Source organism: Pseudomonas graminis (genome assembly GCF_004364335.1).
GTDB lineage: Bacteria > Pseudomonadota > Gammaproteobacteria > Pseudomonadales > Pseudomonadaceae > Aquipseudomonas > Aquipseudomonas graminis_D.
In genome coordinates this window covers 328,678-344,981 of the sequence record NZ_SOCR01000005.1, presented here as the reverse complement: position 1 = coordinate 344,981, position 16,304 = coordinate 328,678, and the positions used below count along the sequence as shown (strand labels likewise).

Genomic DNA, 16,304 nt, shown 5'->3' with positions numbered 1-16,304 from the left:
GGCGCGCGACGACGATGAAAACTTCATTTGATGTGATCGTGATCGGAGCCGGCATCATGGGCGCTTCGATCGCAGCGGCGCTGGTTGAAAGCGGCCTTGATGTGGCGCTGATGGAGAAAGGCATCGCTGGCGCCCAGGGCGCAACGCGGGACACGGGCGGCATCGTTCGCGGTCTGGAGCTGGATCCCGCGCTGCGTCCCTTGACTCGCCGCGGATCACTTTTCGGCAATCCAGGCATCGTCCACGCCCTCTACGAAAGCGCATTGAATCGCAGTGGCGTCGCTTACATCGCCAGCGCTGAAGTATGTGGGCAATACCTGGAAGCGGTGGACAGCGAAGGGTCCGAGAGCATTGAGCTGCACGCCTCTGTCGATGCGCTGGATAACGGGCGTTTCTCGCCGTTTTGCGCCGGCGAATGCCTGCTCATCGAACGCAGTGGCGGGACGGTTGACGCCCGTGTCGCAGTTTCGAATCTGTGCCGCTACGTCAGTGAAAAAGCGACCTACCTCGATCACCTGGCCGTTGACCGTTGCGTCGAACTGGACGGCTATATTCAGGTTCATGCTGGCAAGCTGTGCCTGGAAGCGACGTGGGTCGTCGATGCCTGTGGCGCCAGCGGCCCGTTACCCAGGCCACACAATGCGGTGCATGCGCGGACGATTCCGTTCACGCGCTTCGGCTGCGACCAGGCTCCGAGCATGCCGATCATTGCTCACCATCTGAATACCTACCTGCTGCCGCTGGGACGCAATCTTGTGCAAGTGGGCGGCCACCGGCGCCAGCGCGCAGAACATGCGGATCAGCTGAACATGGCGCCGCTGGATAACGAGCAAGACGTCATGGACCGTGTCTGTCGTCTCGGCTATGACCAGCACCACAGTTTGCCGGTGGTCACACAGGTTGGCTGGGATGCGTATACCGAAGACGGTCGCCCGCTGATCGGTCGCACCAGCGCCAAAAGCCACGTGTTTCTGGCCTCAGGGTTTTGCGGCATCGGCTTCAAGATGGCCCCCAATGTTGCCGAATTGCTGGCGCTCGAGCTGGGCGGGTTGATGTCCGGCGTGATGATGGATGCGGCGTACAGGTCGGTCATGGACGCGTTCCGCCCTTCGCGGTTTGCCGAGGTGACCCTGTCATGATGCGCCTGGGTATCTGCGCGGCACTCGACGTCGGCACCACACTGCACGCGCGCGGTTTCTTGCGCAGCGTGTACCTGTCCAGTCATCTGTTTCCCCATGTGCGCCGCGCGCGCCACTTCTACTTTGATGACGGCGCGAGCGCGGAGGGTGGCCGTGCGGCGGCAAGACATTTCATCGACGCGAAGGTGGATGCTGTGATTGGGCACTTCGCGTCCGACTCTGCCGCCGCAGCGGTGGAACGTTATGCACAGGCCGGGATTCCGCTGATCCTGCCCGCGTCTACCTGCGCAGCGTTGACCCGAAGTGGTGACACCACGTTCCGGATCTGTGCGTCTGACCGACTCCTGGCCACGCGCCTTATCGAAGTTGCTGAATCTGAAGGCCTGCACCGGCTCGCTGTGTTCGCTGACCCGAGCCTGCACGGGCGCCAGCAGATGCATGAACTGCAAGAAGCCGCGCAGTTATCCACAGTCGAGCTGGTGGACGATGTGAATAACGCCGACGCCGTGGTGTTTTGCGGGCGGTTGAAAGCCAGCCGGCAATTCCTTGTGGATAACCGTGCGGCCGGCTGTGGATTGCCGATCTTATTCACCGACGACGCCGCGTCTCCTGCGCTGGTGGAAGGGATGGCGCAAACCGGCACGGTGTACGTCATCAGCTTTCCCATTGCGGGAGATCTGGCCGAGGCGCAGTCATTTAATGCGATTTATCAACAGATCTACGCCGAACAGGCACCGGTTTATGCCGTCGAGACACTTGCGGCATTTGGATTGGTTGACCGAGCCGCCGCTGATCAGCGCGGACTGATGGACGCGCTGCGTTTTGATCAATTTGCCACCCCGGCCGGTCCTGTCAGTTTCCGCGACGGGGAGAACGATCACGCCCGGGTTTCGCTGTGGGTTTACACCGACGAGCACGCCCATGAACGACGTCTGCTGTGTTGAAGCGGCCTGCCCAAACGCTTGCCACCTCTTTTGCAACTTTCAGGAAGAAAGACCATGACTCAGTATGAAATCGAAAGTGTGCGTGAAATGCTGGACGTCATCTCTGTCGGCTTCGGCCCGGCCGGTATCGCACTGGCCTGTGCGCTGGAGGATGAGGCGGAAGACAACGGCCGCAAGCCTTTCCAGCGCGTTCGCTTCTTCGAAAAAGGGCGTGATTCGACCTGGCATGGCGCGTTTCTCTTGGCGGGCACCGACATCAACCACCATGTCTTTCGAGACTTGGTGACGCCGCGTAATCCGCGCAGTCGCTTCTCCTTCGCCATGTACCTGAAGGAAAAGGGTCGGCTGCACACGTTCGGGTTGCTCGGGCGTCCGGCCAGCCGGGTGGAATGGTCCGACTACATCGCCTGGGTCGCTGCGCAACTCAAGGATTACGTTGCCTACGACGAAGGCGTACTCGACGTGTTGCCGGTGGCGGAAAAGGGCATCCTGAAGGGCGTTGATGTCGTTACTGCGAAGGGCACTTATCGCACCAAACGGTTGGTGCTTTCCCACGGCAGCCTGCCCCGGATCCCGAACGCGTTCAGCCCGCATCTCGGCGGCCGTGTCTTCCACACATCTCAGTACCTGAAAAACATCCACCTTGGCGGTGGTCCTATCGCGCAGCGCTGGCTAGTGCTGGGCTCGGGTCAAAGCGCGGGGGAGGCGGTAACGCACCTGCTCGGCGCCGCGCCCACCACGCAGGTGCATTCGGTGCACCGCGGTGTGGGTTTCAAGGTGGGGCAGTTGGGTCAGTTTCCCAACATGGCCTTCCTGCCAGAGCACATCGACTACTTCCACGACCTTGAGCCCGGCAGACGCAATCGCGTATTCGAAGAGATCCGTTCGACCAATTACGCAGGCATCGACGTCGACGAGAGTCAGGCGCTTTACTCCTTCCTGTACGAAGGCGAGGTCACCGGCCACCGACGTCTGAACCTGCATGCGTGGTCCGAAGTGGCCTCGGTGGAAAAAGTGGGCGATGCCTATTCGGTGGTGCTACGTGACAGCAATACCGGTGTTGAAACCGTGCTCTACGTCGACGGCATTGTCTTGGGCACTGGCTACGAGCAGCTTGCAGTGCCGCCGCTGCTGACCCTGCTGCAGCCCTGGCTGGTGCGCGACGAGGACGGCACGCTTGCGGTCGACCGGCATTACCGCGTCGCCCTGCAGCACAGCGAAGGCGTACAGATTTTGGCTAACGGCACGTCGGAAAAAACCCACGGCATCAGCGACGCCCAGTCGTTTTCCATGGTTGCCGTACGGGCGCAGCACCTGACCCATGCGCTGCTGGCGACCCAGCCCCGGCAGCGTGCGCCGGTGGTGACCCTGCCGAGCCACTCCCGGCCCGCGCCCGTCGAGGCACGGCCATGAATTTTATTTCCCACATCGTCGGCGATTCGAACTTCGTCAGGGTAAAAGGGCTGGGTTTTGAAAACCTGCATCTGAAGCTTGAGTCCTGCAACCCTGCGGGCTCGATCAAGATGAAGACGGCCATCGGCCTGATCGACTCCTGTGCTGAGCGTCGACTTATCCACAAGGACACGGTGCTGATCGAGTCCTCGTCGGGAAATCTCGGGGTGGCGCTGGCGATGATTTGTGCCGAGCGCGGCTATAAGTTCTGCTGTGTTGTTGACCCCAATACCAACCTGCACAACATCAAGATGATGGAGGCATTCGGCGCACAGATCGTCATCGTCACCGAGCGCGATGACAACGACGGTTATCTCGGCACGCGCATCCGTTACATCCGCGATGCCGTGGCCCGTGATCCCCGTCATCTATGGCTCAACCAATACAGCAACCCGGCTAACGCCAAGACCCATGAACACACCACGGCGCGGTCGATTCATATCGCCTTTCCGGCGTTGGACTATCTGGTGGTCGGCGCCGGCACCACCGGCACCTTGATGGGCTGCGTGCAGTATTTCCGCAAGCATTCGCCGCGCACCAAGATCATCGCGGTGGACAGCGCGGGCTCAGTGACTTTCGGTCAGGCCCCCGGCCCGCGGTTCATTCCGGGACTCGGCTCCAGCCAGATGCCGCCGATATTCCGTGCCCATCACTTGCACAAGCAGCAAGTGGTGGATGAGCGCGCCACCGTGGCCATGTGTCGCTGGTTGGCGAAGTCCAATGGCGTGCTGGCCGGCGGTTCCACCGGGACGGTGGTGGCCGGGTTGGCAGCGCCCTCGCTGGGAATACCCAAAGACGCCGTTGTCGTTGCGATCTCGCCGGACGCCGGCGAGCGTTATCTTGAGACCATCTACAACGACGAGTGGGTCATGCAGAAGTTCGGGCGTGCCGAGCTGACGGCGCTCAGCTCGCAGCCGATCACCCGGTATTTGAAGCAGTACGTCCACACCTTTGAAGGAGAAGCGCTGAATGTCTGACTTTCACGTGATCCCCGGCGCTGTGATCAAAGACATTCTCGACAGCCACGCCCGTGACATGGTGCGACGCATCGAGCAGGTGTATCTGCAGCACCATGACGGCCAGACCCTCAATCCGGACAGCTACTTTCTGCGTTTCCCTCAACAGCCCGCCAACCGGATCATCGCGCTGCCGGCGGCCCTGGAGGGAGAGGACGCCGTGGCGGGAATCAAGTGGATCTCCAGTTTTCCCGGCAATGTCGCGCAGCAAAAACCGAGAGCGTCGGCAGTGGTGATCCTCAATGACTGCGAGACCGGCTATCCCTACGCCTGCCTTGAAGGCGCACAGATCAGCGCAGTAAGAACGGCCGCTTCGGCGGTGTCAGGGGCTTACTGGCTCAAGGGTCAGTCACGTAAAGCTGCGTCAGCAGGATTTATCGGCGCAGGTGTGATTGCCCGCAACATCGCGCGAATGCTCAGCGTCGAGGGATGGGACATCGGCCACGCCGTCGTGCACGATTTCGACGATGCGTCTGCGGACGCTTTGACTGTCTTTATCGAAAGCGCTGACTTATGCACAGCACGGACGGGCTCGCTGGAGCAAGCGCTGGCAGCCGAGTTGGTGATCTTCGCCACCACGGCCGGCGAGCCGTACGTCAAACCGCCAATGGGGTTTCGCGCCGGGCAGGTCGTGTTGAACATCTCGTTGCGGGACATCGCCCCACAGCTGCTATTGGAGGCCAACAATCTTTGCGACGATATTGAGCACTGCATGAAAGCCAACACATCGCCGCACCTGGCCGAGCAGTTAACTAGCGGCCGCGCTTTCATGAACGGCACGCTGGCCGGCCTCATCCGTGGCGAGGTCGAGCTAGACCCCGCGAAGCCCTCGATCTTCTCGCCGTTCGGCCTGGGCGTGCTGGACCTGGCGCTTAGCAAATTCATCGTTGATACCGCGCTGGCAGAGTCCCGTGGCATCGCCATTGACTCGTTCTTCGGAGAAACCCTGAGATGGAACTGAGCACAGCACTGCCGGGCGAAAAGTTATCCCCAGGTCTGGAAAAACCCGCTATCAGGATCGGAATTGTCGGTTGTGGCTCACGCGGGCTGACGGTGCTGGAGCGTATCTGTGCGCTAGGGGTCAACACGGCCCGGCGCATTGAAGTAAACGTATTCGACCCCCAATCCCCGGGGCCAGGCTTGCACGCCGTCGACCAGCCTGAATACCTGATGCTCAACACCGTCGCTTCGCAGATTTCGATGTTTCCGGACACGCCCGCCCTCGACGGACACGTGGGACGGCAAGGGCCAAGCTTTTACGAATGGTGCCTGCGTTTTAAATCGGCGGAACGCAGCGTGCAGCCCAATGAGTTCCTACCGCGCCCTTGGCTGGGGGAGTATCTGGCGTGGACTTATGAACAGGTGACGCTCAGTTTGCCGAAAAACGTGAGCGTCATTCATCATTCTCACGCTGTGGATAACATTGAACACACCGACATGGGCCAGTTTATTCTGTCCACAGGTGAGTTGAGTTGTGCAGTGGATTGGCTGGCAATTGCCGTTGGTCACGCGCAGCCGGTGCAGCGTTCGAACGGATGGCTGCACCCAACATCCGTCGCGTATTCACAGCACGAATCGCTCGATACCGAGTTATCCACAGGAGCGGTTGGGATCGAAGGGCTGGGCCTGACTGCGATGGATGTTGTCGCGAGTCTAACGGTCGGGCGCGGAGGCCAGTTTCGCGAAGTGGCGGACGGGTTGCGCTATGTGCCGGGCGGAAGGGAACCGACTATCTATATGTTCTCCCGCAGTGGTCTGCCGTACCGCACCCGGCCGGACATCGCGCCCCATCGGACCTCGAACGCTGCGTTTATTTTCACATTGCCGGCCGTGGCGAGTCTGCGTGCGGAAAACCCTGACGGCCTGGATTTCGAGCAGCAGGTCCTTCCGTTGATCAAAGCTGAAATGCTCGCGGAATACTTCGGGATGATTGCGTCCCAAAAAGGCGAATCGGCACTAAAGATCAAAGCAGAGATTGCGCGCGCCCATTACATGGGCCGGCTTGAGAGCGTGGCGGCGGAAATGGCCGTGCGTTTCCAGGTGTTGGCTTTGGATGAGGGTGTGCATAACCCGCGCAAGTCGACCATGGACGCTAGTGATTATCCTCAGGCCATGCGCGCATTCATCGCCCGCGATATCGAGCAGAGTCTACTGGGGCTTGATTCGAGTCCGATCAAAGCTGCGATCGAAGTGTGGAGAAGTTGTCGTGAACAGCTCCGCCGCGTTGTGGATAACCGGGGACTAACCACTGATTCAAACCGTATCTTCTTCGAAGCATACGCGCCCCACGTCAATCGAATGGTCGCCGGGCCGCAGAAGGAGCGTCATCAGGAACTGTTGGCCCTGGCCGATGCGGGAATCGTCCACTGGGTGCATCACTCTCAAGTTATCCACAGGGCTGACGGCGCGCCGACCAAACTGGTTCTTATGAATCATCATGCGGCGTGTTTGAATCCCCTGCAAAGGGTCATCAAGGCACATGTCAGCAATGCCTGTAACATTTCGTCGCTGCCTGCAATCATCCGCTCGCTCAAGAAAAACGGAATTATCCACAGCCTGAATGACGATGGAGAGGGCGTGCTTGTCGACAGCGAAGGCCGAGCGCAACCCAATCTGTGGATAACCGGCCCTCTTGTCGAAGGCTCCACTTATTACAACCACTACGTCCCGTCCTCGGGCAGCTATTCGCGCGCCTTCGTCGATGCCGACCGGATCGCCCGCGAGATGTTGGGGTTGAATGTTGAGGTCAAGTCGACGGTTTAGAGGTTATTTTCGGCGCTCTGCCGCATTCGCGCATGAGAAACGCCTAGAAAGGTTTGGTGGCGATGACCTCTAGAGCATGCTGCTGCTTCAACATCCACGAGGCGGATGCTCTGCACCGTGCTTCTACCAGCCCGATGATGATGCAGAAGTCGGCTTGGAGATCTCGACTGAAAATAGGTTCGTGGTGGGCAATGCGGTTTCTGAGCAGTCGCACGTTGTTCAAATTTTCAAATATCTTCTTGCGGTTCTCTGCGGTCGTATTGGCGGGCTCCAGGTTGGGAAAAACTTGGGTAAGGCACGAGTTCCATATTCGATCGTCATGTCTGCTAGTAAACATTTTCTCCCAGAATATGAATTTCAGTTCGGCGACAATCTGGCCCGTAGTGTTGCGCTTCGACTTAAGGCGCTGCAGGTCTGTCAGCGGGTCATAGCCGGGTCCTGCGCACCGAGGGAGGCTGCGCTCGAAGCCTGAATTCCAAGGCCAGGAGGGTCCGTGAATTAGCTCTAATGCGTCAGCAACGGCGTTGCGAACAACGACTTCGCATATATGTAGGGGTGTGAGCAGGGCGCCTGATACGCGAGCGTTCCAAGCGTAAAGCGCCAAGGTCTCTTCAGCGCCGAACCCGGCCACAGCAGCCGCACTTCGATAAGTGGCCATCCGGACCGATGACAGGGCGGTCGAAACTGGACAGTTTTTTTGCATTGACTTGATAAACCTATGTCCATATAGTTTTTTCACTAGCCACGGGATACGCGGGTGCATGCACCTCCCCCCGAGGACAGACGAAGTAATAAGAACCCCACCTCTCGGTGGGGTTTTTTTTTAGGTCGGCATTGTACTTCCCAGGTCCGGGATGCGCGCGGCCTCCTGTTCCGCGGTTACAAATTGCTGACTCAATGAACCGCCTGTTGTCACTTCGCCACCTGCGTCCCCGGCAAATACTTGCGTCGAATGCGCTCCAGCTCGCCCGTCTTGGTCAGGCTGTCGATCGCACTGTTGATGCGCGGCAACCACGATGCGTATTGCGGCTGCAGCTTGAACACCAGCGGCGCTTCGCTGAGTCGTGCGCCCTGGACGAACTGGCCGGGGTCAAGGTCATTGCTTGAAATCAGCTCATCAAAGATGTCGTCGACCATGGCAATGGCGTCGACGCGTTTGCTCTGGAGCAGCTTGATCAGCGCTTCGTCCCTGGAGGTTTCCAGTCGGGTCAGGCGGCGCTTCTCGATGGCCGGGTCCAGGGCCCAGTAGTTATAGCCCCGAACCATGCCGATGGTCAGGTGCTCCAATTGTGCGATGGTCTGGCGGCGCGCAGGGTGGTCGGCCAGAAAGTACAGGTGCTCCTTGACCGTGGAATAAGGCTTGGAGAACACGTATCGACGCTGCTCCTCGGGGCTGTTCCAGATCAGCGCGTCAGCGTAGTTGATATCGATCTCGCCCTTGCGCAGCATCGACTGGAGGCGGTTGACGGGGTAGGTGACGAAGGTAACGTCCAGGCTGGCCAGCTTCATCACGCGTCGTGCGATCTCAATGGAGATCCCCGCCAGGTGGCCGTTCTTGTCCTCGTAGGCATAAGGCTTCCACTGAGCCCCGCCTGCGACGTACGGCTCAGCCACTGCTGGCAGCATGAGCAGCCCGAGCAAACAGCCAACGATGAATCTTCCTCGAAGCCCCATACGTTCCCCCGGCAGCGTGTCTGCCCAAGGTCGTAAAGTAGCAGCAAGACATGTCCAGTAAATGTCGTATTGCCAGCATCTGTATCCGCAGCACATAAAAAAACCCGCGCTGACAGAGTCAGGCGGGCTTGCACAGGTGCGGTCGCCAGGCGTCGCGGGTCAGGCGTCAGGACTTAGACGAATGATTTTCGGAAACTCCGTCAGTGTCAGCCGGGCCGAGCAGCGCTGACCATCGCACACCCACTGCTGTGCAGAGTCTGTCATGCCTTTGTCCGGCGTTTGCGTGTCGAGGATGCGCACCGGTTTGTTTTTCATGGCGGGGGCGCTGATGCTGACTTCGTGTTCGCGACCGCTGACCCACGCCACCATAATGCGCTCGCGGCCTTTGCTGAATGCCAGTTGGAAAACACCGTCGGACTGCAAGCTGTTGGTCGGCTCGTAGGTGAACTCAGGCAGGTAAGGGCTGATGGCCTTGAGCACCGAATAGGCCGGTTTAGCGCGAAGGTCGGCATCGAGCAGGCCGAAGTTGTGCTCCTGCTCGGTGCGGTTGGTGCCATCGTTGATCAGGTCATACCACCACATGCCTTTGACGTTCGGCAGCGTACGGATGAGGAAGTACGCACGCGCCAGGTACGCAGACTGGCGCTCGGCGCTGACCCCGCAGTTGCCATTGTGGCTCGGCCAGCTCATCTCGGTCAGATACAAAGGCACCGGCCTCCCGACCTTGGCGCTGATTCGACGGTCTAGATCACGCATCCAGCCGATCCAGCTTTCCGGTGTGTTGCGGTAGCTGCCTTCGCAGTGCACGTATGGATGCAGGGAGATGCCATCGGCGTACTTCATCACCCCTGCAGCCAGGATACGGTCGACGAAACCACTCTTGATGCCCATGGTCGTTACGGCGCCAGCGAGTACCAGCGCCTGGGGATTGTTCTTGCGAACGATCGGTGCTGCGTCACGGACTAGCGCGACGTAGTCATTGCTCAGGCGCGGATCGGTCGGGCCGTCCAGGTCCCACTCGTTCCAGACCTCATAGAACCTGACCGGACTGCCCAACTGGCGGGTGAGGTAGTCCACGTATTTCAGGTACGGAATCTTGACCGCAGGTATGCGCGGCTTCGCGCCGCCCTGATACGAGCTTCCGTAGCCAAGAATAACCATCGGGGCGAGGTTCAGTGCCTTGGCGGTGCTCAGCCATGCGCGCCACGGCGCAATGATCTGCATCTGGCCTCGCACAGGTTCGACAGTAGACCAGAAAGCGTCATCGCGAATGGACGTGACGCCAGCCTCGCTCGCCATCTGAAGGCTGCGCAGCGGTTGCCCGGTGTTATTCATCGAATGGGTGGCAGCGCCGACAATAAAAGGCTCGGCCACGGCGACATTGGCTGCGCACAGGGCGGCCATCAGTGCCAGGCCGCTTAAGCCGATGCTGCGAAAGCTCATGGGATTGCCTCGGTCAACTCAGGCCCGGCAGGCCGTTCCACGTGGGCAACTCATGGGGCTTTGGGTCCCGTAGCTTGCCCCGCGATTTCATGACCAGCGCATGGCCGATTGCCATGCCCAAGAACATGTTCGCGAGGGTAACTTCCAGCGTATCGGTCGTCCAGCTAACAATGCAGATGCAGAAACCTGTCACCAGCAACGCCTGGCCGTAACGGCTGGCACTGTCGGCCAGGATGAAAAACAACGGGATGTGCAGGGCGTAAAGAAACAGCCCGGCCAGACCAAACGTTGCCCACAGGTAAACCACGGTGCTGTCGGACACCATGAAGATGTCAGCGCCGGGAACCGGGAAAGCGGCCACGGCGCTGCCAACCAGGCCGAAGCCCACACCGGTGAACGTTCGATCATCGTCCATCAGCGTCCGAATGACGTTGGGCCAGGTGTTGATGAGCCGGTCGTAGATGGACGCGAGCGAACTGGTGGCCGAGATCTTGTTGGGATCGAAGTCGGTCATCATCGCCACGAAGGGCAGCGACATACCGAGTACGACCGCGACAAGGATGGTCGCCCGGGCCGTCCAGCGAAACCGCATCATCAAGAGCAGACCGGTTCCGCCGATGAACGCCAGTGCAGGCGCTTTACTGGTGGTCAATATCACCCCGGCGAAGCCGATCACGCAGACCGTCAAACCCAGCAATTTCGAGCGCAGAGTCGCCATCAGGTACAGGCTGAGAACCGAGATGATAATGGCCAGTGAGCTGGAAATTCGCGCAAAACCCGCCGGGCGGTCCATGTCTTCGGAGGTCCATGCCGTGTTGGCGCTCAGCTCGGTACCGCCGACGGTATAGCTGTAGCCCTTCCAAGGCAGGCTGACATACCGGTCGAGGGCGATACCGCCCAGCGAAGCCAGCAGGCAGAAGGCAATCGCCCACATGAACAGGCGCTTGTGGCGAATGATCTGGTCGCCGCAGGCAATCCCGAAAAGCAGCGGACTGATCCCGTACAACGCGAATGCGAAATTCCCGGCCTGGGCGCCATTCAGCGCTGCCCATCCTGCCGACAGCAACAGCACCAGCAGGCTCAGCCAGACGCCCGGCCCGGCCCTGAAACTGCGCAGTTCAAGTGCGAAGAACAGCAGACACGCGATCTTCGGTGCGTAGAGCAATACGGAAATCCCTGCCTGATCCAGATAGAAACGCAGCGCCCCGTTGAAGGTCTCGACCAGCATCAGGCTGATCGCAACCAGCGCGATTGCGGTGGATTTATTGAATGAAAGCGAAGAAGGTTTTTCAACGTAAACGGGGGAAGTCGACATCATGTGCAGCCCCTCGGGAGCATTTGTACGTGTGATAAGTGTTAACGCGCGCAGACTGCCATGCAGAAAAAGCTACCGGCCACCCGAGCGGCGATGGCCGCAGATGGCGTGCAATTGCGATGATTCAGGTTGGTCACGGCGAGGGAGGAGAAGGGCGTTTCGGTCCCCTCGCGAGCGGCGCGACAGGGGTATATCAGCCGCAGATGGCAGGGCTGTCAATCAATTAGTCAAATTTACGGACATATTTAGTGATGGCTAAATATCGCAATTCATAAGTCTTTGATTTTAATAGCGGATAGAAAATTGACGCTGGTAAAAAGAGGAGAAATCCGGGTTGCCTGGCGACTTTCTATGGCTCATTTTCGTTACAAGTGCAGCGTATTCGCCGCTGAATAATCAGCGGCGAATACGCCATCCCGCGAGCGAGCTTGAATCCCGCAACGCTGTCAGCTGATCAAGCTCAGGTGTAGCGGCGCTTGTCCGGTGCGGGCGGAAAGTACTGGTACAGCCAGGTCTCACTCAGCGTGCGATCGCCGGTTTTGATGAACATGCGCATTTCTACCGGCTCCACGGAGTCGCTGGTCGGGTACCAATCGAACGTCACGCGGAACCCCTTGATGTCCGGCAGCACCAGCACATTGAAATCCTGCACTTTGCCGTGGGACACGGTGACCACCGGCTCGATGCCCGAGCCTTCCGGCAACCGGTCCAGCCCGCCGCCGTTGAAGTCCACGGCAAAACGCCGCGCCCAGACTTCAGGGTAGTGCTCGCCCGGTGCCCAGCCTTCGATGAAACCGCCCATGCCTGAACGCGTCGCGTGCACTTGCGCCAGCGGCGTGCTGACCGGGGGCAGCGGGCTCCAGTAAAGCTTATAGCCGTAGTTCATCGACATGCCGGCCTTGACTGGCACTTTCGGGTTCCAGAACGCAACGATGTTATCCAGGGTTTCGCCCGTGGTCGGGAGTTCCAGCAGATCGATTGAGCCCTCGCCCCATGCCGTCGTCGGCTCGACCCACAGGCTCGGCCTGCGGTGGTACCAGTCCACGGTGTCCTGGTAGGTCTTGAAGTCGTGGTCGGTCTGCACCAGGCCAAAGCCTTTCGGGTCCTTGTCGGCGAAGGCGTTGAACTGGATCTTGGCCGGGTTGTTGAGCGGACGGCAGATCCATTCGCCGTTGCCGCGCCACATGGCCAGCCGGTCGGAGTCGTGGATTTCCGGATGAAGGGTGTCGCACATGCGACGTTCATGGGTGCCGCAGCTGAACATGCTGGTCATGGTCGCAATGCCCAACTGCTCGATGTCGGCCCGCGCATTGATGTGCGCGTCAATGTCCATCACCACGCGGTCAGCCTGGCAGTCGATGTCAAAGCGGTACGCACCGGTTGCGCTGGGGGAGTCCAGCAACGCATAGACCACAAAGCGCGTGGCGTCTTTGGTTGGCTTTTCGAACCAGAATTGCGTGAAGTCAGGGAATTCCTCTGGGCTATGGGCGTAGGTGTCGATCGCCAGACCCCGGGCGGAAAGCCCGTATTGCTTGTTGCTGTCGATGGCGCGGAAATAGCTGGCGCCGAGGAACGACAGAATGTCGTTGATGGCGATCTCGGGAGCTTTGAACAGCTTGAATCCGGCAAAGCCCAGGTCGCCCTTGAGCTGACTCTGGTCGATGCGACTGGCTTCATAGTTGAACAGCTCAGGGCGGAAATGCACCTCGCGCGCCTGTTGGGTCGCCGGGTCGACGCTGTACATGCGCACCGGCGTTTTGAATCCTGCGCCGACGTGGAAGAAATGCACGTCCAGCTGGCCCTTCACGTCGTTCCACAGTGAGTGACCGGCGTCGTACTTGATCGCGTTGAACTGCTGAGGCGTCATGTTCGCCAGGGTAGGCGGCAGGTTCTGCTTGGTGCTGACGTAAGGCTTGCCGGCCATCTGTTTGGCGTTGTCCTGCAAGGACTTGAAGTCGAAGTGTTCGATGTCGCCATCGGCCGCCGCAGCCAGCGCGCGTGCCGCGTAAAGACCTGAGGCGGGCAGCGCGCTATAGGCTGCCAGCGCCATGGACGCTTTCAAGAGATTCCTGCGATTCATATGGTGAAGCCTCTGAAGATGCTGTGCCTTCCTGCACAAAAAAGTGCGCTTTCCCAATCCTTGCTGAACGCAAATTACCAACAAACAGATAACAATCTCGGCATCTTGTTCGCGCAAAGGGAAAAAAATCGTTTCAGGGCACAACCGATCTTGCTTCAACGTGTTGCTCGGGAGGCCAATTTTGGCCGCACACTTCAGGGCTTCAACGTGCCTATTCCGGCTAAAGCCGGTCTCATGGAGCCCGGGTTCGCAGAACGGACTTCACCCAGGAAGGCGCCGTCCAAATGGTCGGTGGTTTCAGCCCATACCACGGCAGGCGATGTCTACCTGTCTGCTGCCTGTCTGACCCCGCATCCAGTGCTGCGCGAATGAATAATCAGACGAAAATTTCACGATTTCTGTTATATCGTAACGCCCTGTGTCAGCGTGGCTTGAAGCAGTGTCTCGCAACGCCAATGGGCGGGCGGGAAGGGTGATGATTACAGCGTTAAACGGGCTTTGGAGCTGCAATGCGGGTTGATCTGGATGATGAGGGCGTTGCACCGGCGAGCCTGCCGCGATTTCAGCAGGCGGCTGTTCAATCGAGACGTCTTTCACGGCTGACGTACCTGACAGGAGCGATGGGCGTTATCGGCCTGGTGGTGTCGCTTTTCGTTGACCTTTTTTCTCCCGACTCGCTGTGGACGGCGGTGCTGACCAACAGCGCCGCCAGCCTGCTTGTGCTGGCGGCGGCATTGCAGTCGGCGCACGTAGTCAGCCAGTGGCGCGCGGGCGTCATCGCACCACCTGAGTCAATTCGAGCAGACGAAGAAGCGCTGCTTCACGACGAACAGCGGGGCTGGTACGACCGCGTGCTCGGACGCATCAGCGGTGCCGGCACCTCAATGGTCGGCCAGGTAGGATTGCCAGTGTTCTGGCTCGCAGGCTGGGCGTTGCTGTCGCTGATCAGCATCGGCCTGATCTGGAACCTTGCGCTGTCGGGCAGCAATGTCAGCGTGGTCGGCAACATGGTCGGCGGCCTGCTGCTGTTGATCGGCTTTGCGCTGCTGGTGCTGGAGCGGCAATTCAGCAATGAGTCCGAGGCCAGTTGGCCTGAAGCCGAGCAGCTGGCGCAGATCACCAAGGTCGCCATCGGTACGCTACTGGTCACGGCGTTCTGCCTGTTTTTTTCCTCCGTTGATCGTCTGTGGCCCGCCCGGCTCGCGGTGTTGATTGGGCTGTTGCCTGGGCTTGTCGCTGTCGAGTTACTCATCCGCGCATTCTTGTCGGTCTTCAGCCCGGACAACGAACGCCTTGAACCGCGCCTGATCGCCAGCAGCTTCGTCGCTGGTCTGCTGCGCTGGCCGCCGCGTCCGCTGTTGGCGCTGCGAAATGAGCTGCATAACCGCTTCGGCATCGACCTGCGTCAGATCTGGGCGTTTACCTACATGCGCCGCGCCTTTCTGCCGGTGCTGGCAGTCATCGTCGGCTTGGGCTGGTTGCTAAGCGGTGTTCACGAAATCCCCATGCAGGGCCGTGGCATTTACGAACGGTTTGGCAAACCGGTTGAAGTCCTCGAGCCGGGTCTGCACGCCGGCTTGCCTTGGCCCTTTGGGACGGTACTGGCGGTGGAAAATGGTGTGGTCCACGAACTGGCGACCAGCGTCTCGGAAGGAGCGAGTGTCGAGCAGACCCTTGACCCTGCCGAAGGCCCGCCGCCCGCTATCGCCAACCGTCTGTGGGACGCCACGCACATCAATGACAAATCGCAGGTGATTGCCAGCGGCTCCGGTAATAAGCAGAGCTTCCAGATCGTCAACATGGACGTGCGCTTTGTGTATCGCATCGGTTTGACGGACGAAGCCGCACTGGCCGCGACGTACAACAGCGCCGACATCCCCAGTCTTATTCGCAGCACCGCCAGCCGGGTGCTGGTGCACGACTTCGCCTCGCGCACACTCGATGAATTGCTGGGTGAGCAGCGCGATGATCTGGCGGCTGACATCGGCGACGCCGTACAGCGCGATCTGAAAAAACTCGACAGCGGCGTAGAAATCCTCGCGACCGTGGTCGAGTCAATTCATCCGCCCGCAGGGGCGGCGAACGCCTATCACGCTGTCCAGGCCGCACAGATCAGCGCCCAGGCACTGATTGCCCGGGAGCGTGGCGCGGCGGCTGATCAGGCCAATGTGGCGCAGTTACACGCCAGCGTGGCTCTCGATCAGGCAGCGGCCACCTCGCGGGAAGTGATGGCCACTGCGCAAGGTGCGGATTTGCGTTTCAGCGCCGAACAACAGGGCTACGCCAAAGCGGGCCAGGCGTTTCTGCTGGAGCAGTATTTCAGTCAGCTGACCCAAGGGCTGACCCACGCCCAGTTGCTGGTGCTGGATCATCGGCTCGGCGGCACCAGCGCGCCGACCATCGATCTGCGTTCCTTTACCCTCCCGGTCGACCCCGCAGCGTCGACCCCGTCAGCTGAACAGCCCTCGGCTGAATAAG

At 59.8% G+C, this 16,304-nt stretch carries 13 protein-coding genes; 9 read left to right on the top strand and 4 right to left on the bottom strand.

The features are described from left to right. The first annotated feature begins 14 nt into the window (after nucleotides 1-14). From EC919_RS11500 to EC919_RS27150, 7 genes are all read left to right on the top strand, one after another. Nucleotides 15-1,139: an NAD(P)/FAD-dependent oxidoreductase gene (locus tag EC919_RS11500; RefSeq protein ID WP_133773986.1), complete on the top strand. Its 1,125-nt coding sequence runs from the start codon at nucleotides 15-17 to the stop codon at nucleotides 1,137-1,139. Beyond that, entirely contained in the window at nucleotides 1,136-2,083 is a 948-nt protein-coding gene (locus EC919_RS11495) for an ABC transporter substrate-binding protein (RefSeq protein ID WP_133773984.1), read from the top strand. The genes EC919_RS11500 and EC919_RS11495 overlap by 4 nt, the downstream gene beginning before the upstream one ends. Nucleotides 2,084-2,137: 54 nt before the next feature. Beyond that, entirely contained in the window at nucleotides 2,138-3,496 is a 1,359-nt protein-coding gene (locus EC919_RS11490; RefSeq protein ID WP_243842241.1) for a SidA/IucD/PvdA family monooxygenase, read from the top strand. Beyond that, nucleotides 3,493-4,512 carry a 2,3-diaminopropionate biosynthesis protein SbnA gene (gene sbnA, locus EC919_RS27655; RefSeq protein WP_133773982.1) on the top strand — a complete coding sequence of 340 codons (1,020 nt, stop codon included), beginning with the start codon at nucleotides 3,493-3,495 and terminating at the stop codon, nucleotides 4,510-4,512. Before EC919_RS11490 ends, sbnA begins: the two co-directional genes overlap by 4 nt. Continuing rightward, entirely contained in the window at nucleotides 4,505-5,512 is a 1,008-nt protein-coding gene (gene sbnB, locus EC919_RS27650; RefSeq protein WP_133773980.1) for a 2,3-diaminopropionate biosynthesis protein SbnB, read from the top strand. Before sbnA ends, sbnB begins: the two co-directional genes overlap by 8 nt. After that, nucleotides 5,503-7,314, top strand: coding sequence for an FAD/NAD(P)-binding protein (locus tag EC919_RS11475; RefSeq protein WP_133773978.1), 1,812 nt, complete (start codon nucleotides 5,503-5,505; stop codon nucleotides 7,312-7,314). The genes sbnB and EC919_RS11475 overlap by 10 nt, the downstream gene beginning before the upstream one ends. 76 nt (nucleotides 7,315-7,390) lie before the next feature. Continuing rightward, the gene (locus tag EC919_RS27150) at nucleotides 7,391-7,786 is read left to right on the top strand and encodes a hypothetical protein (protein ID WP_166650527.1); all 396 of its coding nucleotides are present in this window, start codon (nucleotides 7,391-7,393) and stop codon (nucleotides 7,784-7,786) included. A 440-nt stretch (nucleotides 7,787-8,226) separates the two neighbouring features. Here the strand turns inward: EC919_RS27150 and EC919_RS11465 are convergent, their stop codons facing one another. From EC919_RS11465 to EC919_RS11450, 4 genes are all read right to left on the bottom strand, one after another. Next, nucleotides 8,227-8,988 (bottom strand): substrate-binding periplasmic protein, encoded by a 762-nt coding sequence (locus tag EC919_RS11465; RefSeq protein ID WP_166650526.1) that lies wholly within the window; start codon nucleotides 8,986-8,988, stop codon nucleotides 8,227-8,229. 159 nt (nucleotides 8,989-9,147) lie between these two features. Then, the gene (locus EC919_RS11460; RefSeq protein WP_243842240.1) at nucleotides 9,148-10,431 is read right to left on the bottom strand and encodes a hypothetical protein; all 1,284 of its coding nucleotides are present in this window, start codon (nucleotides 10,429-10,431) and stop codon (nucleotides 9,148-9,150) included. Between the two features lie 13 nt (nucleotides 10,432-10,444). After that, nucleotides 10,445-11,749 carry an O-antigen ligase family protein gene (locus EC919_RS11455; RefSeq protein ID WP_243842239.1) on the bottom strand — a complete coding sequence of 435 codons (1,305 nt, stop codon included), beginning with the start codon at nucleotides 11,747-11,749 and terminating at the stop codon, nucleotides 10,445-10,447. A 457-nt stretch (nucleotides 11,750-12,206) separates the two neighbouring features. Further along, on the bottom strand, nucleotides 12,207-13,826 hold the full coding sequence (locus EC919_RS11450) for a glucan biosynthesis protein D (RefSeq protein WP_133773973.1): 1,620 nt from the start codon (nucleotides 13,824-13,826) through the stop codon (nucleotides 12,207-12,209). Between EC919_RS11450 and EC919_RS11445 the strand changes: the two genes are divergently transcribed. Together EC919_RS11445 and hflK are read left to right on the top strand one after the other, a co-directional pair. Continuing rightward, complete coding sequence (locus EC919_RS11445) at nucleotides 13,827-14,198, top strand: hypothetical protein (RefSeq protein ID WP_133773971.1); 372 nt, start codon at nucleotides 13,827-13,829, stop codon at nucleotides 14,196-14,198. 137 nt (nucleotides 14,199-14,335) lie between these two features. Then, complete coding sequence (gene hflK / locus EC919_RS11440; protein ID WP_133773969.1) at nucleotides 14,336-16,303, top strand: protease modulator HflK; 1,968 nt, start codon at nucleotides 14,336-14,338, stop codon at nucleotides 16,301-16,303. Nucleotide 16,304 lies beyond the last annotated feature (1 nt).